This window comes from Verrucomicrobiia bacterium, assembly GCA_035577545.1.
Lineage (GTDB): Bacteria > Verrucomicrobiota > Verrucomicrobiia > Palsa-1439 > Palsa-1439 > Palsa-1439.
The window spans coordinates 69,522-92,760 of sequence record DATLVI010000015.1 but is presented as its reverse complement, the minus strand read 5'-3'; the positions used below and the strand labels follow the sequence as shown (position 1 = coordinate 92,760).

Genomic DNA, 23,239 nt, shown 5'->3' with positions numbered 1-23,239 from the left:
TTCCTCAATCAGCATGTCGTTGGCTCAAGTATATGCCCTTGTTTGCCTCTTCTGGTTCATCACGGAATTCGTTGGGATCAGGATCGCCGGGGGGATTCGTGCCCAAGGCCTGGACCGGGCTTCTCTCGGCGCCATTTGGATCACGTTACTGCTTTCCATTCTTACAGCCTCCATCGTGCAAAAGCTCGGCCCTGGTGATTGGCATGAGCACAAGCGGGTGTTGCTGGCGGCGGCCACGTTGCTGGTCGTCGTCGGGGGAGCCATCCGATTGACAGCCATTCTCACCCTCAAAAAATTCTTCACCGTCCGCGTAACCATCCTCAGCGATCACCGACTCATCCGGCGCGGCCTCTACGCGCACGTTCGCCATCCATCGTACCTGGGAGCCTTGATTGGCTTTTTTGGCGTCGGTCTCGGGATGTGTAATTGGCTCTCCTTACTGATCGTCTTCCTCCCCATCCTCGGCGCGTTTCTCTACCGGATTCGCGTTGAAGAGAGCGCCCTACGGCAGCGTTTCGGGCGGGAATACGAGGTCTATTGTCGTTCTACGAAGCGGTTGGTGCCCTGGCTCTATTGATTTGCCCATCCTGGAAGTCGAGGTTGAGTTTGTTCCTCATTCCATATTATGTTGTCCCCGTCAATGGGTGAGACCCGACAAGATTTTTGTTGGTTGAACGGTACCGACGGCGCGCAGCAGGCGTTCCATCAGCGCGCAGCTGCGGCGCGGGACGCGGTCTTCGGTCGCCGCGTGTTTGTGCGCGGCGTGGTGGAAGTATCGAACTACTGTCGCCAGAATTGCCATTACTGCGGCATGCGGCGCGACAACCATGCTCTGGTGCGCTACCGGCTCGCGGCCGACAAGCTTGCCGACTTGATCATCCACCACCGGCCCGCTTCCATCACTGACATCGACATCCAGGCCGGGGAAGATCCCGTGGCCGTGCGTGAAGTTGTGCTGCCATTGGTGCGCGAGTTGCGGCGGCACACCGATCTCGGTATCACCCTCTGCCTCGGCACGCTGACGCCGCGCGAATATGACGAACTCCGTGACGCCGGCGGCGATTACTACGTCTTGAAAATCGAAACCGGCGATGCCCAGCATTACCGTCTCATTGAAGCCCCGGGAACACTGGCCGACCGTATCGAAGCCATCCGCTATCTTGCGAACACAGGCTGGAAAGTCTCCTCGGGATTGATCGTGGGATTGCCGGGACAAACCAACGCGCTCTTGGAGCAGTCGTTGCAGTTTTTGACCACGCTGCCGCTGGCGGGTGGCAGTGTTAGCCCGTTCGTTGCCGGGGAACAAACACCCTTTTCCGATGCGGCAAATGGGCCCATCGAGCAAACCTTGAATTGCCTGGCCTGGATGCGGCTGGCCGCGCCCCACTGGCTCATCCCCGCCGTCAGCGCGATGAAACTGGTGTCCGCAAACGGCTACGTGCGCGCCTTCCAGGCGGGGGCCAACCTCGCCACGATCAACTTTACGCCCCGTACCGTCCGTGCCGACTATCCGATTTATAAACGCGACCGCGTTATTATGGATGAAGAGCGCGTACTGTCGGCCATCGAACAGGCCGGCTGTCAGGTCAGCCGCATCGGCATCGCCAAACATCTACGCAACGGCGCCTCCACCGCGCCTGTTTCCTGACATGACTCTGCTCCTCGCCGCCGCTACCTCCTCCGTCCACGAAACGGAAAAACTCGTTTCTTTCACACTGGTCGAGCTGCTTGTCATTCTCGCCGCCGCCCGTCTGGCCGCAAAAATCGCGCGACTGCTCGGACAACCCCGCGTGGTCGGCGAGATCGTCGGCGGCTTGGTTTTGGGGCCATCGTTATTTGGACGATTGTTCCCCGCGCAGTTCGACTTCGTCTTCAAATCAATTTCACCGGTGCCCATGATCATCCTCAGCCAGGTTGGGCTCGCGCTACTGATGTTCCAAATCGGCTTGGAATTCGACTTCAGTCATCTCCGCGATAAGAAAACCCGGGCCGCGGTGTTCAGCGTTTCGGCAGCGGGGATCGTGCTGCCATTCGCGCTGGGATGGTTCATCGGCGACTGGTCACATGCGTCTCTGGCCCCGGAGATCAACCCGCTGGGTTATCGGTTATTCCTCGCCGTGGCGATGTCCATCACCGCCATACCGATTCTGGGGCGGATCATGATGGAATTGGGGATTACGAAAACCCGTATCGGCGCCATCGCCATCACTGCCGCGGCAATGGATGACGTAACCGGCTGGACGTTACTGGCGATTGTTAGCGCCCTGACAGTTTCCGAGTTCTCCCTGCAGACCTTCGCTCTCAAACTTGCGCTGCTGGCCGCCTTCCTGTTGATCAGCCTCTTCATCGTCCGTCCTCTGTTAAAAAAAATGGTGGACGCCTACAAGCCGGCCAACGAATTTCTCCCACATGATCTCATGGCCATCATGATCGGTTTGATTTTCGTTTACGGCCTGATCACCTATTCCCTCGGTGTCTTCGTCATTTTCGGCGGATTCGTCCTGGGCATGCTCTTGCACGATCATCCCGAATTCGTCGCCGCGTGGAAAAGAACCGTGTCCCATTTCGTCTCCGTTTTCTTCCTGCCGATCTTCTTCACCTTCACTGGCCTGCGCACCAACGTAAATGGTCTCGATTCACTCGCGCTCTGGGGCTGGTGCCTGGTCATCATCGGCGGAGCCACGTTCGGCAAGTTCTTCGGTTGTTCACTGGCCGCGCGGTTCTGCGGTTTGAGCTGGGCGGATTCCGGTTGCCTCGGCATCATGATGAACACCCGCGCGCTCATGGAACTGGTCGTAATCAATGTCGGCTTCGATCTCGGCGTCATCCCGCCAAATGTGTTTACCATGCTGGTGCTCATGGCCATTTTCAGCACCGTGATTACCGCGCCGTTTCTGCGGATCTATTTCGGGAAGATCGGGTATAAATACGAGTTGCGCCCCGACGTATGACCTCGCTGTGGTCATTGTGGCAGGACACCGCCGCTCGCTGCGCCGAAAAACCAGTGGTGATCGATGCGGACACCGGCCGGGCGTGGACCGCGACCCAGCTCACTGCGGAAGCCGAGCATGTCGCCACGATGTTCCGCGGCCCCTACGTGCCCATCTGCCAGCCCAACGGCGCCTTGTGGCTTGCGACCTTCCTTGCCATCCAGAAGATCGACGCTGCCGCTGTTCCGCTCGATGTTTCGCTGCCCCCGGAAATACAACGCGAAACCATTCGCCGTCTCGGCCCGCGCTCAAAGTCCCCGGTCTGCTGCGTGAAACTCACCTCGGGTACGACCGGCGATCTGAAGCATATTCTCTGTTCAGCCCCCAATCTGCGGGCGGACGGCGAACACATCATCCACACCATGGGCCTTCTCCCTGCCGACCGCAACCTCGCCATCATTCCGCTCGGTCATTCGTATGGATTGGGTAATCTTGTCATGCCCTTGTTGTTGCAGGGGACGGCAGTCGTTTGCGCGCAGGCGTTCGTCCCGCGCCAAATCCTGCGCTTGATCAAGGAGCACCAAGTTACCGTCTTGCCGACCGTTCCCGCGATCCTGCGTGCGCTGGCGCAATTGGAAGGCGCGATCAAACCCCCGAGTCTGCGGTTGGTGATTTCCGCGGGTGCGCCGTTGTCTGCGGAAGTGGCGCGACAATTCCACCAGCGTTACGGTATCAAGATCCACAATTTCTACGGCTCGTCCGAAACCGGCGGCATCTGCTACGACCGCAACGGGAACGCGACACTCAAGGGCCGCAGCGTCGGCAAACCGTTGGTTGGTGTGAAGGTGCGGATTCGTCGAGATGGCCGCGTCGCGGTGAGCAGCCCGGCGGGCAACGCCACGCTGCCCGATTTGGGCGAGTGGAATCGTTATGGCGAATTGCGCTTGCTCGGTCGCGTCGGGGAAGTGGCCAATGTCGGCGGCAAAAAAGTGGCCCCGGCGGAAATCGAGCGCGCCCTGCGCGAACTCCGCGGTATCAGCGATGCCTGGGTCGCCGTTCTACAGGACAAACGCGGCAACGACTACCTCGCCGCCGCCGTCGAGACCAAGCGTCCCCGCCCTGACATCGAGCAAGAATTGCTACATAGCTTGTCCGCCTGGAAACTTCCCAAAACCTGGATCCTCGCCCCCGCCCTTCCAAGAACCGACCGCGGTAAACTTCACACCGCTGAGCTAAGGGCCCGGCTCAGCGTCAATTTGCCCTGAGTCACTACCGTCGGGCCGACGCGCAAGACAGCGTCGAATTGCGCGAACCCGCCGAGTTCCTTCTCCAGCGTCACTTCGATGTCCAATGTTTGATCCGGCAAGACCGGCTTGCGAAAGCGAAACTGGCTCACGGCGACGAGATAGGCCCCACCGGATGCCTGCCACAGCACGCCCGCCGCCTGCGCGGCACACTCGATGAGCAGCACACCGGGCATCAACGGGCTGCCGGGGAAATGATCGGCGAAAAATGGCGACGACGGGTCGAGCCATTTGCGACCGCGACCGCGTTTCTGTGGATCGATAATCTCGAACGAATCAAGGAACGAAAAACCCGGGCCATGCGGCGTCAAACTCATTGTTTCGGCACCTCGAAGATACTGGGAGCGAGCGGCTGGTTGCGGCGGGGATTGTGAAACTCATACGTAATGTAGCTGTCCCAAATCAGGCCGATGCGCATCGAGCGCACGTCAAACGAAGGCCAGCCAATGACGTTTTCCACGGACCGTAGCGGAAACATCCGTCCGGGATGTTTTGGCAAAAGTGTGACCGTCTCTGCGTCTCCGGTCCGCGCAACGGTGGCGTCAAAAAGTCCGGCGAAATTGGTGCAGCCGTTCTGGAAGAAACTCAATAGAAACTGCACGTTCTGCGTTGGTTTGCCGTTGTGCACCTCCAACTTGTACTTCGCCAGCGCTTTTTTGTCCCGCTGAATGTAGAGGTCGTCCCCGCGCACGAGGACCAGTTCGGGTGCGGGATTGGTGAGAACAATCGCAAGCGAGTCCGGCGCCCGGTAGCAGATGTACCCAAGGCTCTCGACATGTTTTCGCGGAAAACTCCAGTGAAACGTCTGTCGCAAGTCGGCCTCGAACGTCGTTGTGGCCGCCTGGTGCGCGACAAACGCGTCGGCGTTCGTGTCCGCGCGGGCCGCGGTCAGGCTGATGCCGAGGAGTAAAGCCGCGATAGCGGCACAAATTGATACCATTGATCGGGATGATTGCATAACGGTTCACGAAAATGACTGGCAAGTTCAAGGGTGTACTCGCGAACGGTCGCGGCCCGGTCGGGCCCGCGCCATTGCCAGCGCAGGGGCGGTAGTGCTTCCAGCGCATAGTTGCCCGACCCCGTCGCCAGCATGTTCACCGCTACCAGCGGCGCGCCCGTCAACAAACTGAGCCACACAGGGCCGGTCGAAAACGGCACGCGGCCATGCGGAAAATCCGCGAAGACCACGTCCCCATTGCCATGCGGTCGATCCATAAGCATCGCGACGCACTTGCCCTGCGCAAGCTGACGCGAGATGTCGACGAAACTAAATTGGTCCGTGCCGACCTCCAAGGTTTCCGCGCCCCAGCCCTGGCGGTAGGCAGCCCGCCAGCGATTCAACGCCGCGCTTGGTTCCGGCAGTGACAGCACGACCAGCGGCAGCCGAAACTCCTCCATCAACACGCCACCAAGTTCAAACAACCCCGTGTGCACCGTCACCAGCAACGCGCCCTTACCGTCGGCAAGCGCACCCTGGATATGCTCGAACCCGCGGCGCGACTCGATCAGCGCCAGTGCGTGCGGTTTGTCTCCCGCGCCCAGCTGGAAGTAATCGGCGAGCGTTGCGCCAAAGTTGCGGAACGTGCGACGGACGGTTTGTTCACGCAGTTGCGGCCCGCAGAGCAGGGCGAGATTCTCACGCACAGCCGTTTGCGCCTGCGGATGCGTCAGCCGATAGATTTCCGCCAGCGCGCGGCTCACGATGCGCGCGCCCTTGACCCCAAGAATCCGCGCGAACACAACACCGGCATTGAACCAAAAGGCCCGGTAAAATGTTTGCGAGTAATGGGGTTTCAAGTCTCAGTGTAATCCAGTCGCGGCACGATCGGCACGCGACGATGAATCGCGCAGATCAATCGAAAGAGTTTCACCCGCCACCACATGTCAAAAGAGCGGCGCATGTTCCCCGCGAGGATCGAGTTCACCGTCTGGACCATGCGGAAGCGGTTGCGCGGATGCATGAACACCTCAAAGGCCCGGTTATCGTAATACATCAGGATCATGTTGCGATAAATGCCCATAAATCGATGCATTTCCCTCGTATAACGCCGCTGCTCACTCGTGGTCAGGGAACGCTTCCGGGTGTCGGCGCGCAAGATCAACTCTGTCGCCCATTGCCCCGACTTTGTGGCGATGTGAACACCCGACGAAAAAATAGGGTCGATGAATCCGCCGGCATCGCCAATTAAAATCGCGCGGTCCGTGGCGAGTTGCGCGTAGCGATAGCTGTAGTCGGAAGTCTTGTAGAACTCCCCAATCTGCTGCGCGTCCTTCATACGCCGCGACAGCTCACTGCTCTCCGCAACCGTTTTCGCGAACCATTCTTCGACCGAGCCGCCGAACTGTTTCAGGTCGTCGAGCATCCGTACCATGCCGACCGACGTCTTTCCGCCCGCCAGCGGGATCAACCAGAACCATCCGTCTCTTAGCCGCACGATTGTAATATGCCCTTCCGCGTCGCCGGGATTGCGGAACACGCCCTGGAAATGCGCGTACACCGCCACGCGCTTCGGAATGTTCACGGGGATTTTCGGCAAGCCCAGCGCGCGCCCGACAAACGTGTCACGCCCGCTCGCGTCAATCAGCCAGCGTCCCTGCACCTCGCCGTCGCCCAGTGTGACGCGCCACCCCTCGTCTTCATGCGCCACTTCTTTCGCCGCGCAACCCTGTCGCACTTCACAACCGCACGTAGCGGCATGATCGAGCAATACGTGGTCGAATTTCGCCCGTTCGACCTGGAATGTTTGCCCGTAGCCCGGTACCAGGCCGCGCGCGAACCAGAACCGCTGCCAGCGTGAACCGTTGCCGACGAAGAACTCCGCGCCGTACTTCGGCTGGAACCCGGCGGCCTCAACCTTTGGCCACGCACCGGTTTCCTTGAGCACGTCGTTCCCGAATGGCAGGAGTGATTCGCCGATATGGAACCGTGGAAAGACCTCGCGCTCCAGCAGGAGCACGCGCTGCCCCGCCTTCGCCAGGAATGCGCCCGCGGTGCTGCCGCCGGGGCCGCCACCGATGATGATCGTGTCGTAGACAGGCGGAGTATTCATGAGCACCACCGCTATTTCGCGCCGGCGCCAGGCTGCTGCGCCAGCCAATGACGCAGGGCGCCGAGCGATTGCAACGCTTGCCGCGCGACTTGGGCGTCGTTGATCACAATCCCGAACTGCTGCTCGATGGCCACCGTCAATTGCAGCGCGTCCAACGAGTCCAACCCCACGCTTCCCGGCCCGAATAACGGGGTCCCTTCCCCGATCTCATCGGGTTTGACCTTCAGGACGCAGTTTTCGACAACCATTTTCTTCAATTCATCCAGCGAGACATCAGCCATGTGCCCTATCCTCTACCAGTTATTTAGGTCATTCCGCAGCCAAAAGCAAAGCGGAACATTGCCCGCTTAGACCCCAGACGGGCAACAAAATCTTCCGTCCCTCGCGGCCCGTTGCTTCCGCCGCGTCGATCGTGCTCCAGGCTGCTGACGCCACAAATGCGTCGCCGCGATAGGGCAATGACAGGGTTTTCCCACCGGGCAACTGTTCCTCGACGTGGTGGAACCAGTTGTGCGGCGCGTTGCGACAACGAAGGACGTCCGTTGGAAATTGCGCGAGACATTCCTGCGCCGACGCCAGCGCGTCGCAACGCTTGTGGTAGGTGAAACCTTCCGCCCACTGCGCGATGCGTAGTCCCTTTCCAGATTCCGCCCGCCGCAGGAGCAATGCGCCGGCTCCCTCGCTCGGCACAAAACCCGTCCGCACGGGTGGCGATAACCAACCGGCGCGTCGGTAGGCGTCGATGGCGATGGGATCGAGTTCCTCCGCCCCGATCACCAACACGTGTTCCACCAACCCGTTCGCCAGCCATGTCGCGGCCACGCTGATTCCATTGACCCATGCCGTGTCGTCACTGACGAGCGAAGAGCACGGTCCAGCCACGCCCAGCACCGCCGCCACGTGGCTGGTTGGTGAATTGAAAACGGTCTCGGGAAACACATTGGGACTGGCAAACCGCTGCCCCGATTTGACCACCCCTTCAAAAAACCGCCGTGTAGCCACAACCGCGCCCGTGTTGAAGGTCGCAACAATGCCCAGACGGTCCCGGGAGATCGAAGGATCTGCGGCCAACGCCTGTTGCGCTGCAGCCAGCATATACAGTGCGATCGGGCTGGCCCGGCGCACGCGTGACTCATTCTGCAACGTCGCCAGTGGCTCCCGGGTTCTGTCCACGCAAAGCACCGTGTGCTCCCCCGTCGCCGCGTGCAACCCTTTCATCCGTTGCGGCGTTTCCGATGGTAACACCGCGCCCATCCCGCAAATGGCCAGTTCCAACGGCGATCGATGACCGCTGCCACGCGCTCGGCGCGTAGCGCCTTGATCGTACCTCTTGAAAACCAGCGCGGCGTTCGACCCGCCAAACCCGAGATTCACGGTCAACGTCGCTCCCATTCCGGTTTGTTGCTCTCCCACTTTCACCAGGCTCGCGGCCACCACTGCTTCCGGCTGTCGGACATTCAGATTCGGTGGGAGTTGTCCCGACTGCAACGCCGCCACCGCAAACAAGGCTTCGATGCTGCCCGCCGCGCCGAGCGTGTGGCCAATCGCGGCCTTCGTGGAACTGATGCGCAACTGCGACGGGATCGCGCCACCTTCGCCAAATACTGCAGCGATCGCCGCGCCTTCGCTCGAGTCATTGAGCGGCGTGCCGGTGCCGTGCGCGTTCACATAGCCGATATCGGATGCGCGACAGTCCGCTTCGTTGATCGCCTGTCGCATTGCGGCTACGGCAGCAACTCCGTTGGGATGCGGTTGCGTCAAATGATGCAGATCGGTTCCATGTCCGTAGCCCGCCAGTTCACACAGGATGGTGGCACCGCGCGCCTGTGCATGAGGCTCCGATTCCAGCACCGCAAACGCCGCTGCTTCCCCGAGCATCAAGCCATTGCGTCCCACGTCGAACGGGCGGCAGCGCTCGGGGCTCATGGCCTGCAGGCAATCGAACCCCACGTAGATCAATTCCGTCAACGCTTCGAAGCCCCCGACCAGCACGCAGTCGCACCGGCCAGAACGAATCAAATCCGCGCCGTGGCCGATCGCGTTGGCGCCGCTGGCGCAGGCGTTCGCCACAATCGTCATCGGCCCGCGAAAACCAAGGTGTTGGTGCAAATCATGCACCTGGTTCTGTGCTTGATAGCGCGCGACCCGGAAGAACTGCTGCGACACGCGCTGCTGCGTCAGCATCGCCCGCAGGAACTGTTCGCCCAGCGCCATGCCGCCGCCCGTAGTGCTAACGGAAAGGGCCAGCTGCGCCAAACGCGATCGTCCGCGGTCATTCAGCAATCGAGCATTCGCCAACGCTTCACGCGCGGCCGGCAATGCAAGACGGCTGGCCCGCGAAAGCCGCGACAACTTCTTGGGAGTGAGATCGGGAAGATCGGGTAATCGCGCCGTCGCGGCCTGTTTGCAACGGCAGCCAGCGATGTCAAACAGAGTGACCGGCGCGGTCGCCTCTTCGCCCGACACGAGCCGCTGCCATGTGGTCGGAAAATCCAGGCCCAATGGGGTGACAGCGCCGACACCGGTAACCACCACGCGTTCGCTCACAGCATCAGCCTCCAACGACGAACGTCCGTTGGTGCGATGACCGCTGTAATTGCGGGATTTGTTTCATGATTCTCCCTCCAGCGGCACTGAATGATACAAGCTCCACCACTTCCGTTTCTGCGAGCGGAACACGACCGGCCAGGGCATCCAGCAGGCAACCCACGTCAGCGGTCGCAGCAGCAGGCTCCACAAAATGACCGCCGACCACGAGCGTAATTCGCACCCGATCAGCCAAAACAAAGTCGCAGCCGTCAGCACTTCAACCTGTCCCGTCGCCACAAATCCGAGCCAGGCAACCGCGCTGAGCGGATGCATCAGGATTGCCAGAAGCCACCCCAGCGTCGGCTGGATGATAATCAGCCCGGCAAACCCAGCGGGTTGGCACCAGCGCACCGTTTTTTTCCAACGGAAATAATGCTGGACTGCATCGCGCCAGGTGGACTCCGCCGCAAACGTCGCCACCGTGGTTTCGCTAATCTTCACCGGTGCCAGGGCCCGACCGAGCGCGTTGTCGTCCGCCATGCGCGCGCCCAGTTTCTCCCACTGGGCGCGTTCGCGAAAACGCGCGGCAGAAAACATCATCGCCGGTCCCAACCCGAATCGCACCGGGCCCATTTGTCGGCAAAAGAGCACGCCGGGATAAAACTCCATGTTCGCAAACAACGCCTCCAACATCATCGGCGCAGACCCTGCGTTCCGTACCACATACGGACTCGTCAACATCCCGGCGTCACTCTCCGAAAACTCCCGCCGCATTGCGTCCAGCGATCTTGCTGGCGCAACAATGTCCGCGTCGCTCCACAGCCACACTTCGCCATCGGCGTATCGCGCCAGATGATGAAACCAGGAAACCTTCGGACTGCGGAACTGCGCGGGCCGTGGGGCAACAATCACGTTCAGCTTTGCTTCCGTATACGTCTGCCGCCACTTCGCGATGACGGGCTCCCAAGACAGCGCTTCCGTGTCCTCGATCCCCAGCAACATCTCGGTATCCGCGGTCAACTGGCTGACAAACGACTCCAGAGCGCCGACCAGTTGTGAGGAAGGTGCGGCACCGTGCAAAGACGGGATGGGCTTGAAGATGGATAGCGTGGGTCGATTCTGCTGGACGGCATCGCTTCCACCCGTTTTTTGCGAACATGTTTTGCGACGTTCGCGGAAGACCAGCCAGAGCGCGATCCCCCACCAGCAAAAGGCCAGCAGGGACCAGCTGATGAGCAGCCATTCAAGATGTCGCGACATTTGATTCCGTCAGTACCAGATCCGTGTTCGATGTTGTCACTCCTTGGAACCACTGGACGGCTTCGAGAGCAATCGCTTCCATGGGGGTCCGCGCGCTCCAGCCCAGTTCCCCCGCCGCCTTCGAGAAGTCGAACCACTGCCGCCGCCGAGCATGCGCTGCTGTTTCCCGACAGATCCGTTCACTTCCCAACGCTTCACCGATCGCCCCCGCCAATGTAATCGCGGGTTGCGGCAGGGTGAACCGCGGAACCGGCCGATTCGTGATCCGCGCCAGCACTCGAAGAAATTCATCGAGCCACACGTTATGATGACCGAGCAAATACCGCTCGCCGGTCTGGCCCCGCTCCGCCACGGCCAGGACGCCCTCCGCCAAATCAGCCACGTGGATGAAATTCAACTGCACCCGCGCGCTGAATGGAAAACGGCCACGCAGATAATCCTGTACGATCCTTCCCGTCGGCGTCGGCGCTTCGTCCCCCTCACCGAGCGGACTCGTCGGGCTGGCAATCGTCACTGGCACACCGCGGCGCGCCGCTTCCAACGCGGCCATCTCGCCCAGCCACTTGGATCGGCGATACGATTCCCGCGTACCGACGTCGCTTGGGAAATCGCGCTCCGACAGCAATCCGTGGCGGCCCTCCAGCACACCGCAGGAACTTACATGGACAAACCGCTGGATACCGCTCCGTTCACCAGCTTCCAGCAGATACTTCGTCCCGCGGACATTTGTCTCGTCGTTGACCCGCCGCGCCTTCCGCCCAAACTGAAATGCCGCGCCCAGATGGATGACCGTGTTGCAACCCGGTATTGCCGCTGCGATACTGGCGCGATCACAAAGGTCCCCGCGCGCAATTTCAACTTGATCACCAAACAACCGTCGCGCTTTCTCCGGCGTCCGACAGAAGAGACGCACACTCGCGCCCTGGACGAGCAGCCGGCGCACCACATGGCGGCCGATAAACCCGGTGCCACCGGTGATCAGGAATTGCCTCGACGCAAACATTGAGGCAGAATCTACGTCAAACATGAACGACAGGGAAGTGGTTTTCATCGCGGATGATTTCGGGATGAGCCCGGAAGTCAACCGCGCCATCGTCCACGCCCATCGTCGCGGCGCGTTGCACGGCGCCAGCTTGATGATGGGCCAACCGGCCACCGAAGATGCCGTCCGCCTGGCGCGAGAGAATCCGGGGCTGCAAGTTGGCTGGCATCTGCACCTTTGCGACTCGCAACCCATCACGCGCGTCGCCTGGCCGTGGGGCGAATCACACTCTCGCGCCGGGTGGGCCATCGGATTGTCCTCCAGAGCGCGGCGATTGATGCGCGACGAGGTAAGGGTACAATGGGAGTTGTTTCAGGCAACCGGCTTGCCCTGCCCCTTTGTCAACTCGCACCATCATCTCCACGCCCATCCATTTGTATACTCCGCGCTACTGAATGTCCTGCCATCCCAATTCAAAGGCTGGATTCGCCTGGGTAAACCGCGCTTTTTCACGCCTCAGCCGGGCATGGTCGTCTTCGGGATTACTGACAAACTATTCATGGAAGCACGACGTCGGCGCTGCCCATACCGCCATAGCGACACAACCTGGGGTCTTGGCCGGACATTTCGCATGCAAGCCCGGGAAGTGGTGGACGCCGCGCGACAACTGACGGGCGGGCTCCATGAGTTTTACTTTCACCCGCGCACAGTGAATAATGACGCCGATGTGCAGTGTCTATTGGAACTAAAAGCATGCGAATCTTGATTGCGGTCGGCTTGGTGATGATTTCCGCGGGCTGCGCGTCGGTCCAACCGACCACTGGCGCGGGACGGCCCTTCGATTTTCACCACGATACTTTCGCCTACGCCAATGAATTGGTTTTCAACTACCAAAATGGTGTTCACGTCGCGGATGCAAACCCGCAGCAACGCGAACGCTCCTACACCCGCCGCTGCTTCATCATGGCCGCGGGCGTCGTGCAATTCTGGAAACACGCCCAGTTCGAGCCGCAGGCGTCGCCCGTTCCGGTTGAGGAACTGGCGCGCCGCGTTCGTGAGGTGCGCGACCGGGCGGCGTGGTGGCCCAGCGAACCTCCGGACAAACGCGTTGTTTTCCCGGGCTTTGCCAACCTGCACGAATTGAGCGAACGCGAAGGCCGTCTGTTGCGCGCGAACATGGGGGCCGGGTGGACGACCTATTTTCATCTGCGGAAGTTTCCCATGCCCTTTGTGCCCTCACCCGAACACCAGGCGCGCATGAGCGAAGACCTGCAAAATTGGCTGCACCAGGGCCACCCGATGGTGGTGTGGCTCTATAATTTCCCCGGGGTGAATATCAACCACGCTGTCACGGTCTTTGAAGAGATCGCGCCCACGCAACCCGGGCAGGTTGCCTTCCACGTGTATGATCCGAATTTCACCGACGCCCCACGCACGCTGACCTTCGACTGCCTCACAAAAACATTCTCATACGAAAAGACCTTTTATTTCAGCGGCGGGCCCGTCCACGTCAGGCCGATGTACACAAGCCTGCTCCGCTAGCATCAACTCGCTCTCAAGCCTGAACCGGCTCGATGCCCGTCGCCAGTGCCTCGTCGATCATTGTCTGGTAGAGCGAATCACCACTACTATCTCGCCAGACTCCCCGTCGTCGCATGTCCGCAAATGTCTCGGTCGCGCCCCGCGTCAGATCCACCTCACATTTGAATTCGGGAACGTCGCGGCGGGCCTTGGCCGAGTTGTACGCACCGTGAAATTGGGTAATCTCGTGGAGCAAACCGAACCGCTGCGGATCATGACGCACAATCCAGGCGGCTGGCATGAACACCAGGTGCGCCGTCTTGCCAAGCGCAGCGGCCGCCTGGCGATGATAGTCCCGCCACGTCAAGACCTCATCCCGCGTGGCGTTGTAATCCTGACCGTACGTTCGCGAATTGAGCGCCGCGTAAGCGAAAAGTTTGCCGCAATCGTCGCGATGCGTGGATTGCCACAGGCCCAATCCATCGCCGGCGCAGAGCACCGGCTGCCCACGCTCAATACGGTCCCACGCCACGGCGTTGGGTTCCAGGTTGTCGATCAATGGCGCCCCGGCGCCGTAGGTGCTACTCGGACGGACGATTGTCACTTGAAAATGTCGCCCCTCCTGGGCGCGACGAAAGATTTGTTCGCAGGCCAGCTTGTTGCGTCCGTAACCGGTGATGGGTTCCTGCGGGAACGACTCGTCGACCAGCACCTGCGGCGGCACCTTCACGCCATAAGTACAGACGGTCGAACAGAAAATCAACTGCTCGCAGCGGCCACGGAAGGCGCGCACGGCGCTGTCCGCCTGCTCGGGCGTGAAGCAGATCATGTCGATGACCACGTCGAAGCGTGCCGCCGCGAACTGCCGTTCGAAATCCGCAATCTGGTTGCGGTCGCCGGTGAGTCGCTTCACCCCGGCAGGCAAGGTGTCCTCGCGTTGCGCGCGATTGAAGACGGTGACCTCGGCATTCCGCGCCAGCAGATGCTTGACGATCCCCCGGCTGATCAGTCCCGTCCCGCCGATGATCAAAACTCGCATCGCCTAGACCAGATCGCAGGCCTCGGCCGGCATCCAGTGCGCGTCCTTCCCGTCCCATTTGACGTTGCAGCCAATGGGATTGGTCTTGGGCTGGCTCACCGGTTTCCCCGCCAAATGTTCCCGCAACGCCCGCTCCAGGTCGTTCACCGTCATCTTGCTTGTGTCGCGCGGCGTGTCCACCCCCCGGCCCGTATAGATGAGTTTTCGGGATTGGTCGAACACGTAGAAGTGCGGCGTGCGCAACGCCCCGTAAGCGCGGGCCACGTCCTGTGATTCATCGCGCAAGTAGACCCAGGGAAACTTCTTCTCCTCCATCCGCGCGACCATGTGCGGGAAGCCGTCCTCCGCGTACGTATTCTGACTGTTGGAATTAATTCCCACGAACCTGACTCCCTGGGACGCGAACTGCTCCGCGGTGCGTCTCGTCACTTCGTCCGACCCGGTGACGTAGGGACAATGGTTGCAGGTAAAAAATACCACCAGTACCCGGGCATCATCGAAATCCGCGAGCCGGTAGGTCTTCCCGTCCGTGGCGGGCAACTTGAAATCGAGCGCCTTATCTCCAATCTGTAATGTGAAAGCCATATGGACCGTCCTTTCTCGCTGGTCTGTGCCCGGCAGTTTACTACTCCCGCCATGCCGCCGCCAGTCAGAAAGGTTGACGGCGAAAGGACAGTCGCTTCCCGCATCCCAAAGCCTTAATTTTGCTGGACAAGCGGGGAGGTGGCCGGATATACTACCCTCTTGGTTCGCAGAAGCGCAGAGGCCGGCGTCATGTTCGCGTTTCCCTCTCGCGTGTCCCATGCACCAACGGACACCATGACGCTCGATGCATCACGCGGGTCGCGCAACAAAGCGGTTCACCAAGCCGCGCCTTTATTCCCATGCCGGTCCACGAAGAAGTATCAGGTTAAGAAACTTGCTTCCGTCCTCTCGTGGATTGGATTTCTGGTGTCAGCCGTATCGGAATACGGCTTCGACATAAACTTTCCCCTGACGCCGACATTGTGGCTGGCGATCGCGTTTTGCGTGATGTTCGCCTCCAGCGGACACGCCGCCGTCGACCATCGCATCCATGGCGTCGGCAAACGGAAGATTTGGACCGACCTGTCCGGCGGTGCGCCGTCGCTGTCCGACTTTGCCAGTTTAAAATGCGTCGATAACAAATCGCCCCGGACCAGCGAGCAATCCCCAAATCTCTACCAGCATGATCTCACCATTACCGGAGGCTACCACGGTCAGATGCGTGCGGGCGGCGTGCTTGTCACCCCAAGCGACGCCATACCCGCGGTCGTCTTTCTAAGTCCGGTGGCGCCGCGGGGACCTCCGTCAGCCAGCGAACAAAGGGCGTATCCGTTTGACGGCCCGCATCCCTCCGAGACCCATCTTCAGGATTTATCATTAGCGCGCAACATTTCCCTCAATCCGGCACACCAAGCGCCGATTCATTCAGCCATCGATGGAGAACCGACATGAGAGCCAAAATCCTCGCCATTGTTGCACTCGGCATCGCCATGACCCTTCCCGCCCGCGCCGCCACGAACAGTTGGACTGATGGCACCGGCAAATGGGAGTTCGGCAGCAACTGGTCTGGTGGTGCGCCTTCCATTAGCGACAGCGCCGACCTCATCACCAACGCCGGCAACAACACCGTCACCATCGACGCCGTCACCACCAACTCGCCCTCCACACTCACCATCAACAACCTCACCGTCGGCACATCGAACAGGCTTTCGCTCGCCAATGCCGGCACGGTCACGCCGCTGCACATCCTCAATGCTGCCACCGTCACGACCGGCGGCGCGATCACGTTGACCAATTCCGCATTGCAAATCGACGGGCTGCCCGTCGCCGGAGTCCCCCAACTCTCGGTGATCGACAGCCTGCTCTCCATGTCGAACAGCTTGGTTACCGCCAGCCATGAGCGGGTAGACGGGCTCAACAGCGCCGGCTTCATGACCATGGCCGGCGGCACCAACGTGACGAGGTTGCTCGAGATCGGAGCAACGGGCAATGGGACCGTCCGCGTGAATGGCGGCCAGTTGAATGTCACCAATCACGTGGATTCGTTTGTCTCCGGTGTGATCGATATCGGCGCTTCCGGGCAGGGCCAGTTGAGCGTTTCCGGCGGGACGGTTCTCGCCTCTTCCGTCGTGCTTGGCAACGGCGCGGGGACCGGGACGGTCTGGGTCAGCGGTGGCCAGTTGTTTGTCACAAACGAGCAAGTCACAGGCTACGCACCGAGCCCAACGATTCTCTGGGCCGCCGGTGGGGGCGGGCAGATGACCATTTCCAACGGCTCGGTCACGGCCGGGTCCGAACTCGTCGATAACGGTACGTTGACCATGGCCGGCGGCACCAACCTCATGAATCTCCTAGGTATCCCACTGAATGGCAGCAAGGGAACCGTCTTAATGTCGGGCGGCCAGTTGACCGTGACCAACGCCGAATACGTAGGCTACGGTTCCGGTCAGGGCATCTTCACCATGACCGGCGGTACCAATACGACTCCGTTGTTGGACATTGGGAACGGCGGCACGGGAACGGTTTCGGTGGCGGGCGGCCAGTTCAACGTCACCTACCCGCAGAATCCAAATGCAGGATCTTCCGGTCGAATCGACGTCGGAGACTACACGCTAGGACAGTTGATCGTTTCCGGCGGCTCGGTGCTCGCCAATTACATTGCGATCGCCAACCCCACCGGCACGGGAACGGTTTGGGTGACGGGCGGCCAGTTGGTTGTCACCAACAACAGCAATTTAAGCTCCAGCGGACCGGGCGGTTTCATTGACATCTTTGGTGGCGGGTCGGGACAAATGATCGTTTCCAACGGCACCGTGATTGCCAATGCCGTGCGAGTCGCCACAAACGGCACAGCCTTCTTCTCTGTGGTTGGCGGCAACGTCATCGTCGGTGACCAAACGTTGACGAACGGCTTTCGGGTTGGAACTTCCGTAGGCTCCACCGGCATCGTCAACTTTACCGGCGGCTCGCTGGTTGTCACGCAAGGCGTGATGAGCGTTGGCGTGAATGGTGTCGGCACCGTCACCGCGACCAACAGCACACTTGACCTCGGACAAACCGAAGTTGCATCAGGCTCCAATTCAGCGGGCACCATAACTCTGCAGGATGGTGCCACGATGAACGTCTCCAGCAATCTCATCGTTGCCTCGGGCGTGGGCGCGACCGGCGCCGTCACCATGACCGGCGGTTCCCTCTTCGTCCCCAACGGCACTATCGGCGTGGGCAACAATGGCAACCTGACCGGCGGCAGCGGCAGCGCGCAGATGACGATTGCCAATGCCTCGGTCACAGCCAAGGGCGTCAACCTCGGCAGCAGCGCGGGCGGTCACGGCATCATGACGATCCAGCCCGGCGCAATCCTGCATATCACCGGCGGCTGTGCTGCGTGCGGGCTCAGTTACAACGAAGGCATTTTGGATGGCGGGACGATTGACGCGACCAACGCTGACATGTTCGCGGGTCAGACCCATGCCGGCGAGTTCATCTCTTCCAATGGTGTCGCCACGGTGCGCTCGGCATTCATCGGCTTCGACAATCTCGGCTCCATGACGGAGGTCGGCGGCACATTAAACGTGCTGAGCAACCTGGTCGTCGGCACCTCGCTCGGAGCAACTGGCATCGTGACCATGACCGGCGGCTCGGTCTTCGTGACCAACGGCGTGTTCGCGGTGGGCAATGGCGGGTCGCTCCTGAGCACCGGCGGCGTCGGTCACGTCACGCTGTCCAACGGCGTGGTGGAGTCGGCCAGTATCTTGATCGGCGACAACTTCGGCAGCGACGCCAATCTGACCGTGGCCGGCACCAGCACGGTCCGCGCCCACGGCGGCCTGCGATCCAACGGGATCCGGACCACGGTGGTCAACGGCGGCACGCTCGAAGTGGTGCTCGGCCCGTCGCCCGCGTTCGAGGACCCAATCCTGCACGACCGGATCGTCATTTCCTACCTGGCCGACGGCAAAATGATTGTATCCAACGGCGCGGTCCGCGCACCAGGCCTGGTGGTCGCCGCCAGCGCCGGCAACACCGGTACATTGGAGTTGGACGGGGGCATCACCAGCGTGTACTCGAACATGACCATCGGTCTTGTCGGCTGCGGTTCCACCGGCATCGTCAAGGTCGCGGGCGGCAGCCTGTTCGTCACCAACGGCGGCAGCGCGATGTTGGAGGTGCGCGGCGGGACGTTCACGTTCAGCGCGGGCACGGTGATCGTGGACAGGCTGGTCATTACGAATGCGTGCGCGCGGTTTATCCGCACGGGCGGTGCGCTGGTGTACAGTTCGTTGTTGCTGGACCCGAACCAAAGCACCGCAGGCGACGGAATTCCGAACGGTTGGAAACTTTCGCACGGTCTGGATCCGTTTGACCCGAACCTCGGCAGCGAGGACGCCGATGGCGACGGGCTGAGCAACTTGCAGGAATATCTGGCCGGCACCGACCCCACCAACAGCGCGTCGGCATTTCGCATAACCAGTGTCATAAAGACCGGCAGCGATGTCCGCGTGATCTGGACGATGGGCAGCAATAAGACCAATGCACTGCAATTCGCCAACGGGGGAAATTACACGACGAACTTTACCGACCTGTTCACCGTAACGAACACCGTTGGCACATTGACGAACTACCTGGATGTCGGGGGCGCGACCAACATACCGACTCGCTTTTACCGGGTGCGCTTGGTACTCTGATCGCGCGTTGGAGGAAAGATATGGCATCCTTACTCATTACAAAAGGCCCTGCAACCCAGGTGGGGAAACATTTCGTCATCAAAAACCGTCCTCTCGCCGGTGGTCGCCATCCGTCACAGGAGATCCAACTTCTAGATCCGGAAGTGTCGCGGCGGCATTTTCTGATTAGGCCTCAGGGCGACGGCCATGTGGTTACGGACGCGCATGCAGCGGCAAATGGCGTGTATGTGAATGGGGCCAAGATCCAGGAGCACGTCCTGCAGGATGGAGATCAAATCCGCGTCGGTGCGACGGTGTTGGTCTATTCCACCAAAGATGATGCCGCTCAGACGGATGAAGTGCAGCACCAGCGCCGCGGTGAACGGCACCTGCGGGAAGGTGGCACGCTGGTGCGCGATCCCGGCTACCCCGAAATCCGGGGCTGACACCCAGTGGCAAACGACCAGCCTGAAGAATGAATCTTCGCGCGAGCGCCGGGTGGTGCTTTCTTGTGTTTTGCCGGTCAAACTCCCATAATCTTTGGCCGTTGGCTCCTGGGCTCGTCGTGCGGACACATGGCGAAGCTCATTGCGTACGATGAGTCCCCAACGGCAAGCGCCGGAAGAGAAAATTGGCCCCTACATCCTGCGCCGTAAACTCGGCGAGGGAGCCATCGGTGTCGTGTGGCTTGCGGTTGACCCGAAGTTGCGGCGTCAGGTCGCGGTGAAGCTGCTGCAACCGGAGTATTCCCGGGACGAGCGGATGGTTGGCCGGTTTCTGCGCGAGGCGCAATCGGCGGCGAAACTCAATCACCCCAACACGGTGGCCATTTACCAGGCGGGCGAATCCGGCGGGGCGGTATTCATCGTGATGGAATGGGTGGATGGCGGCAACCTCCAGGATTACCTCGGCGCGCATGGGCGCATGGCCTGGCCGGAGGCGACACGGGTGATACGGGACGCGGCTGCGGGATTGTCGGCGGCGCATGAAGTGGGATTGATCCACCGTGACATCAAGCCCTCGAACTTGATGCGGACAACGCGCGGCGTGATCAAAGTGGTCGATTTCGGACTGGCGCGACCCTTTGACCAACGGTCGGACATCACGCGACCGGGGGCGGTGATCGGCACCCCGGCCTATATGTCGCCGGAACAATGCGCGGGCGGGGATTTGGATGCGCGCTCGGATTTGTATTCGCTGGTTTGTACGTACTATCATTTGCTCGGCGGCGAACCGCCGTTTGGGAGTGGGAATATTGGGGACGTCCTTTACAAACAAAGGCACGCGCCCCTCCCCGATGTCCGTCTTCTCGTACCAGACCTGCCCGAGGCGATCGGCCAGATTCTCAGTCGCGGAACCCAGAAAGCGCCGACGGACCGCTTTGCCTCCGCGTCAGAATTGATCGCCCAGTTGGGCGCGGCGCTGGGGCTGCCACATGCTCCCGCCGCGGCAATGTCACCCGATCCGGAAGAAGCCGCGACCATCCTTTCCGAGCAGGAGACCGTGTTGTCGCCGAATGCGGCACCGTTGATACCCGAGCCGACTCCCTTGCCACCCAGCAATCTGCCGGTGCAGTTGACGAGCTTCGTCGGTCGCCGCAGGGAGATGATCGAGATCAAGCAGTTGCTGGACAAAACCCGTTTGTTGACCCTGGTGGGAACCGGTGGTTCTGGCAAGACACGCCTGGCACTCGAAGTCGCCGGCGAATTATTGGAGTCCTACAAGCACGGCGTGTCCCTGGTGGAATTTGCGGCATTGTCGGACCCGGCGCTCGTGCCGGACCGTGTGGTCGCCGCGCTGGGCTTGCGCGAGGAGCCGGGGCGACCGCTCACCGAGACGCTCGTGAACACGTTGCGGACCAAATGTGTGCTGTTGGTGCTGGATAACTGCGAACATCTTCGCAGTGCCTGCGCGCAGTTGGCGGAAACCCTGTTGCGCGGTTGCCCGAACATCCGAATCCTCGTCAGTAGCCGCGAATCTCTGCGGGTTGCGGGCGAAACAATCTACAATGTCGCGTCCCTGGGATTACCGTCGGCGCCACGCACGGCATCCACTGAGGCCGACCTTGCGACGGCATTGGTCCAGTTTGAAGAGCTTCGCAATTCGGAGGCCGTGCAACTTTTTGCCGAGCGGGCCGCCTCCAATCAGCCACGTTTTGCGTTGACCGATGGCAACGTCCGTGAAATCGCACACATCTGCCGACGCTTGGACGGCATACCGCTGGCCATCGAATTGGCGGCAGCGCGCGTAAAAATGTTGTCCGTCCAACAAATCGCGTCGCGACTGGACGACAGCATCCAATTGTTGACGCGCGGCGTGGAAACCGCGCTGCCGAGGCAGCAAACGCTACGGGCGACGATGGATTGGAGTTACGATTTATTGGAGGAGAAGGAGCGCGTCCTGTTCGGTCGGCTGGCGGTTTTTGCCGGTGGGTTCGCGCTGGAAACGTGCGAGTCCGTGTGTGTCGGTGACGGATTGCAGGGCGGTGAAATCCTCGACCTGCTTTCGGAACTGGTGGACAAATCCCTGGCGTCGGTCATCGAGGTGGACGAAGACCAGCAAATCCGTTATCGACTGCTGGAAACCATCCGCCAGTATGCGCGCGAAAAACTGGAAAGCACCTCGGATTCCGAGGGCGTGCGGGCACGGCACCGGGAGTTTTTCCTGCAATTGGCGGAACGCGGGGGTGCACAGCTGACGGGACCCGACCAGGCATCGTGGTTGCAGCGTCTGGAGATGGAGCATGACAACCTGCAGATCGCGCTGGCGTGGGCCGTTACCCGCGACGTTACCCTTGGTATCAGGCTGGCGAAGGCCCTCGGACGATTTTGGGAATTCCGCGGACACTGGAAGGAAGGACTGCGATGGTTGGAACAATGCCTGTCGGCTGGTGATACGGTGGCGAAGGACCTGCGCGCGGCGGCTCTCGATGCGGCCGGCAACCTGGCATCCTGCCAGGGGGATTACCGGCGGGCGCGGGCACTTTTTGAGGAGCAACTGGCTCTGCAGGAAGAGTTGGCCGACCAACGCGGCATTGCCGACGCTCTCCACAACTTGATGTCGGTGGCGTGGAAACATGGGAACTATGACGAAGCCCGTTCGCTTGAGGAGAAGAGCCTCGCGGTCCGCCGCACGCTGGGTGACAAGAGCGGTATCGCCAGTTCACTGCACGCCCTGGGAACATTTGCTCACGAGCAGGGTGATTTTCCGAAGGCCGTGGCGCTTTATGAAGAGGCGCTGGCGATTCGACGGGGACTCGGTGACATGGCCGGCATCGCGACCCTGCTCAACAACATCGGGAACCTTGCGCAAGCCCAGGGCCACAATGACCGGGTCCGCGCCTTACAGGAAGAAAGCCTGGCGATCCGGAGAAAAATCGGGGACAAAGCCGGGATTTCACAATCGCTGACGAATCTGGCCGTGCTGGCCCAGGAACAACGCGACTTCAACCATGCCCGCGCCCTGTTGGAAGAGAGCCTGACGATTGATCGTGAATTGGGAAACAAGAAGGGGATTGCTGTTTCACTGCGGAACTACGCCGAGTTGATGCAGTTGCAGGGCGAACTTCCCCGGGCAAGTGTCCTCTACCAACAAAGCCTCGGGCTCTTCCGGGAATTGGACGACAAGGTCGGCGTCACGGCATGCATGGAAGGGTTCGCCGTGCTCGCGACAATCCAGAACGAGGCCGACCGTGCGGCGCGCTTGTTTGGAATCGCCGAGGGATTGCGGGTGGCACTTGGTGCCGGGCCGTCGCTATCGTTTGAAACCGGCGAATACAACGCCCGGATCGAGGCGGCCCGCACTCAACTCGGCGGCGCGCCGTTTGCGACGCTCTGGTCCGAAGGAAAACAGATGGATCACGAACGCGCCATTTCTTATGCATTGCAAACTACCAGATCCACTGGCGGCAGTGGCGGCGGATAACCACGGAGGAAT

Annotated in this window: 20 protein-coding genes; 10 read left to right on the top strand and 10 right to left on the bottom strand. The window is 60.8% G+C overall.

Annotation, left to right across the window (positions count from 1 at the left end; genetic code table 11):
- Positions 1 to 13 precede the first annotated feature (13 nt).
- The 4 genes from VNL17_05285 (at position 14) to VNL17_05270 (ending at position 4,195) form a co-directional block, all read left to right on the top strand.
- Positions 14 to 577 carry an isoprenylcysteine carboxylmethyltransferase family protein gene (locus tag VNL17_05285; GenBank protein ID HXI83487.1) on the top strand — a complete coding sequence of 188 codons (564 nt, stop codon included), beginning with the start codon at positions 14 to 16 and terminating at the stop codon, positions 575 to 577.
- A gap of 63 nt (positions 578 to 640) precedes the next feature.
- Complete coding sequence (locus VNL17_05280) at positions 641 to 1,648, top strand: radical SAM protein (GenBank protein ID HXI83486.1); 1,008 nt, start codon at positions 641 to 643, stop codon at positions 1,646 to 1,648.
- Position 1,649: 1 nt separating this feature from the next.
- Positions 1,650 to 2,951 carry a cation:proton antiporter gene (locus VNL17_05275; GenBank protein HXI83485.1) on the top strand — a complete coding sequence of 434 codons (1,302 nt, stop codon included), beginning with the start codon at positions 1,650 to 1,652 and terminating at the stop codon, positions 2,949 to 2,951.
- Complete coding sequence (locus VNL17_05270) at positions 2,948 to 4,195, top strand: fatty acid--CoA ligase family protein (GenBank protein ID HXI83484.1); 1,248 nt, start codon at positions 2,948 to 2,950, stop codon at positions 4,193 to 4,195. Before VNL17_05275 ends, VNL17_05270 begins: the two co-directional genes overlap by 4 nt.
- Here VNL17_05270 and VNL17_05265 read toward each other — a convergent pair.
- The 8 genes from VNL17_05265 to VNL17_05230 form a co-directional block, all read right to left on the bottom strand.
- Positions 4,150 to 4,551 carry a 3-hydroxyacyl-ACP dehydratase FabZ family protein gene (locus VNL17_05265; GenBank protein HXI83483.1) on the bottom strand — a complete coding sequence of 134 codons (402 nt, stop codon included), beginning with the start codon at positions 4,549 to 4,551 and terminating at the stop codon, positions 4,150 to 4,152. The genes VNL17_05270 and VNL17_05265 overlap by 46 nt on opposite strands.
- Positions 4,548 to 5,174, bottom strand: a complete 627-nt coding sequence (locus VNL17_05260) for an outer membrane lipoprotein carrier protein LolA (protein HXI83482.1) — start codon at positions 5,172 to 5,174, stop codon at positions 4,548 to 4,550. Before VNL17_05260 ends, VNL17_05265 begins: the two co-directional genes overlap by 4 nt.
- On the bottom strand, positions 5,123 to 6,031 hold the full coding sequence (locus VNL17_05255) for a lysophospholipid acyltransferase family protein (GenBank protein ID HXI83481.1): 909 nt from the start codon (positions 6,029 to 6,031) through the stop codon (positions 5,123 to 5,125). Before VNL17_05255 ends, VNL17_05260 begins: the two co-directional genes overlap by 52 nt.
- Positions 6,028 to 7,284: an NAD(P)/FAD-dependent oxidoreductase gene (locus tag VNL17_05250; GenBank protein HXI83480.1), complete on the bottom strand. Its 1,257-nt coding sequence runs from the start codon at positions 7,282 to 7,284 to the stop codon at positions 6,028 to 6,030. The genes VNL17_05255 and VNL17_05250 overlap by 4 nt, the downstream gene beginning before the upstream one ends.
- Before the next feature lie 11 nt (positions 7,285 to 7,295).
- Entirely contained in the window at positions 7,296 to 7,565 is a 270-nt protein-coding gene (locus VNL17_05245; GenBank protein HXI83479.1) for an acyl carrier protein, read from the bottom strand.
- A gap of 28 nt (positions 7,566 to 7,593) precedes the next feature.
- A complete protein-coding gene (locus tag VNL17_05240) occupies positions 7,594 to 9,831 on the bottom strand; it encodes a beta-ketoacyl-[acyl-carrier-protein] synthase family protein (GenBank protein ID HXI83478.1) in 2,238 nt (745 codons plus the stop codon).
- A 63-nt stretch (positions 9,832 to 9,894) separates the two neighbouring features.
- On the bottom strand, positions 9,895 to 11,073 hold the full coding sequence (locus VNL17_05235; protein ID HXI83477.1) for a glycosyltransferase family 2 protein: 1,179 nt from the start codon (positions 11,071 to 11,073) through the stop codon (positions 9,895 to 9,897).
- Complete coding sequence (locus tag VNL17_05230) at positions 11,057 to 12,076, bottom strand: NAD-dependent epimerase/dehydratase family protein (GenBank protein HXI83476.1); 1,020 nt, start codon at positions 12,074 to 12,076, stop codon at positions 11,057 to 11,059. Before VNL17_05230 ends, VNL17_05235 begins: the two co-directional genes overlap by 17 nt.
- Positions 12,077 to 12,098: 22 nt before the next feature.
- On the opposite strand from VNL17_05230, the gene VNL17_05225 reads away from it, so the two are divergent.
- Both VNL17_05225 and VNL17_05220 read left to right on the top strand, forming a co-directional pair.
- The gene (locus VNL17_05225) at positions 12,099 to 12,821 is read left to right on the top strand and encodes a ChbG/HpnK family deacetylase (protein ID HXI83475.1); all 723 of its coding nucleotides are present in this window, start codon (positions 12,099 to 12,101) and stop codon (positions 12,819 to 12,821) included.
- Positions 12,809 to 13,597, top strand: a complete 789-nt coding sequence (locus tag VNL17_05220; GenBank protein HXI83474.1) for a hypothetical protein — start codon at positions 12,809 to 12,811, stop codon at positions 13,595 to 13,597. Before VNL17_05225 ends, VNL17_05220 begins: the two co-directional genes overlap by 13 nt.
- A gap of 13 nt (positions 13,598 to 13,610) precedes the next feature.
- Here VNL17_05220 and VNL17_05215 read toward each other — a convergent pair whose 3' ends face one another.
- Complete coding sequence (locus tag VNL17_05215; protein ID HXI83473.1) at positions 13,611 to 14,615, bottom strand: NAD-dependent epimerase/dehydratase family protein; 1,005 nt, start codon at positions 14,613 to 14,615, stop codon at positions 13,611 to 13,613.
- Between the two features lie 3 nt (positions 14,616 to 14,618).
- A complete protein-coding gene (locus VNL17_05210) occupies positions 14,619 to 15,200 on the bottom strand; it encodes a thioredoxin family protein (protein ID HXI83472.1) in 582 nt (193 codons plus the stop codon).
- A 234-nt stretch (positions 15,201 to 15,434) separates the two neighbouring features.
- On the opposite strand from VNL17_05210, the gene VNL17_05205 reads away from it, so the two are divergent.
- The 4 genes from VNL17_05205 (at position 15,435) to VNL17_05190 (ending at position 23,227) form a co-directional block, all read left to right on the top strand.
- Positions 15,435 to 16,091, top strand: a complete 657-nt coding sequence (locus VNL17_05205; GenBank protein ID HXI83471.1) for a hypothetical protein — start codon at positions 15,435 to 15,437, stop codon at positions 16,089 to 16,091.
- Positions 16,088 to 19,324 (top strand): thrombospondin type 3 repeat-containing protein, encoded by a 3,237-nt coding sequence (locus VNL17_05200; protein HXI83470.1) that lies wholly within the window; start codon positions 16,088 to 16,090, stop codon positions 19,322 to 19,324. Before VNL17_05205 ends, VNL17_05200 begins: the two co-directional genes overlap by 4 nt.
- 20 nt (positions 19,325 to 19,344) lie before the next feature.
- The gene (locus tag VNL17_05195) at positions 19,345 to 19,749 is read left to right on the top strand and encodes an FHA domain-containing protein (protein ID HXI83469.1); all 405 of its coding nucleotides are present in this window, start codon (positions 19,345 to 19,347) and stop codon (positions 19,747 to 19,749) included.
- A 151-nt stretch (positions 19,750 to 19,900) separates the two neighbouring features.
- Positions 19,901 to 23,227, top strand: coding sequence for a tetratricopeptide repeat protein (locus VNL17_05190; protein HXI83468.1), 3,327 nt, complete (start codon positions 19,901 to 19,903; stop codon positions 23,225 to 23,227).
- Positions 23,228 to 23,239: the final 12 nt, after the last annotated feature.

What these genes read in the sequence shown, in the direction of transcription:
- VNL17_05220 (HXI83474.1), top strand. Translation starts at nt 12,809, where the DNA reads ATGCGAATCTTGATTGCGGTCGGCTTGGTGATGATTTCCGCGGGCTGC.
- VNL17_05210 (HXI83472.1), bottom strand. Translation starts at nt 15,200, where the DNA reads ATGGCTTTCACATTACAGATTGGAGATAAGGCGCTCGATTTCAAGTTG.
- VNL17_05245 (HXI83479.1), bottom strand. Translation starts at nt 7,565, where the DNA reads ATGGCTGATGTCTCGCTGGATGAATTGAAGAAAATGGTTGTCGAAAAC.
- VNL17_05285 (HXI83487.1), top strand. Translation starts at nt 14, where the DNA reads ATGTCGTTGGCTCAAGTATATGCCCTTGTTTGCCTCTTCTGGTTCATC.
- VNL17_05250 (HXI83480.1), bottom strand. Translation starts at nt 7,284, where the DNA reads ATGAATACTCCGCCTGTCTACGACACGATCATCATCGGTGGCGGCCCC.
- VNL17_05225 (HXI83475.1), top strand. Translation starts at nt 12,099, where the DNA reads ATGAACGACAGGGAAGTGGTTTTCATCGCGGATGATTTCGGGATGAGC.
- VNL17_05280 (HXI83486.1), top strand. Translation starts at nt 641, where the DNA reads ATGGGTGAGACCCGACAAGATTTTTGTTGGTTGAACGGTACCGACGGC.
- VNL17_05270 (HXI83484.1), top strand. Translation starts at nt 2,948, where the DNA reads ATGACCTCGCTGTGGTCATTGTGGCAGGACACCGCCGCTCGCTGCGCC.
- VNL17_05235 (HXI83477.1), bottom strand. Translation starts at nt 11,073, where the DNA reads ATGTCGCGACATCTTGAATGGCTGCTCATCAGCTGGTCCCTGCTGGCC.
- VNL17_05230 (HXI83476.1), bottom strand. Translation starts at nt 12,076, where the DNA reads ATGTTTGCGTCGAGGCAATTCCTGATCACCGGTGGCACCGGGTTTATC.
- VNL17_05205 (HXI83471.1), top strand. Translation starts at nt 15,435, where the DNA reads ATGACGCTCGATGCATCACGCGGGTCGCGCAACAAAGCGGTTCACCAA.
- VNL17_05275 (HXI83485.1), top strand. Translation starts at nt 1,650, where the DNA reads ATGACTCTGCTCCTCGCCGCCGCTACCTCCTCCGTCCACGAAACGGAA.
- VNL17_05265 (HXI83483.1), bottom strand. Translation starts at nt 4,551, where the DNA reads ATGAGTTTGACGCCGCATGGCCCGGGTTTTTCGTTCCTTGATTCGTTC.
- VNL17_05195 (HXI83469.1), top strand. Translation starts at nt 19,345, where the DNA reads ATGGCATCCTTACTCATTACAAAAGGCCCTGCAACCCAGGTGGGGAAA.
- VNL17_05215 (HXI83473.1), bottom strand. Translation starts at nt 14,615, where the DNA reads ATGCGAGTTTTGATCATCGGCGGGACGGGACTGATCAGCCGGGGGATC.
- VNL17_05190 (HXI83468.1), top strand. Translation starts at nt 19,901, where the DNA reads ATGAGTCCCCAACGGCAAGCGCCGGAAGAGAAAATTGGCCCCTACATC.
- VNL17_05260 (HXI83482.1), bottom strand. Translation starts at nt 5,174, where the DNA reads ATGGTATCAATTTGTGCCGCTATCGCGGCTTTACTCCTCGGCATCAGC.
- VNL17_05200 (HXI83470.1), top strand. Translation starts at nt 16,088, where the DNA reads ATGAGAGCCAAAATCCTCGCCATTGTTGCACTCGGCATCGCCATGACC.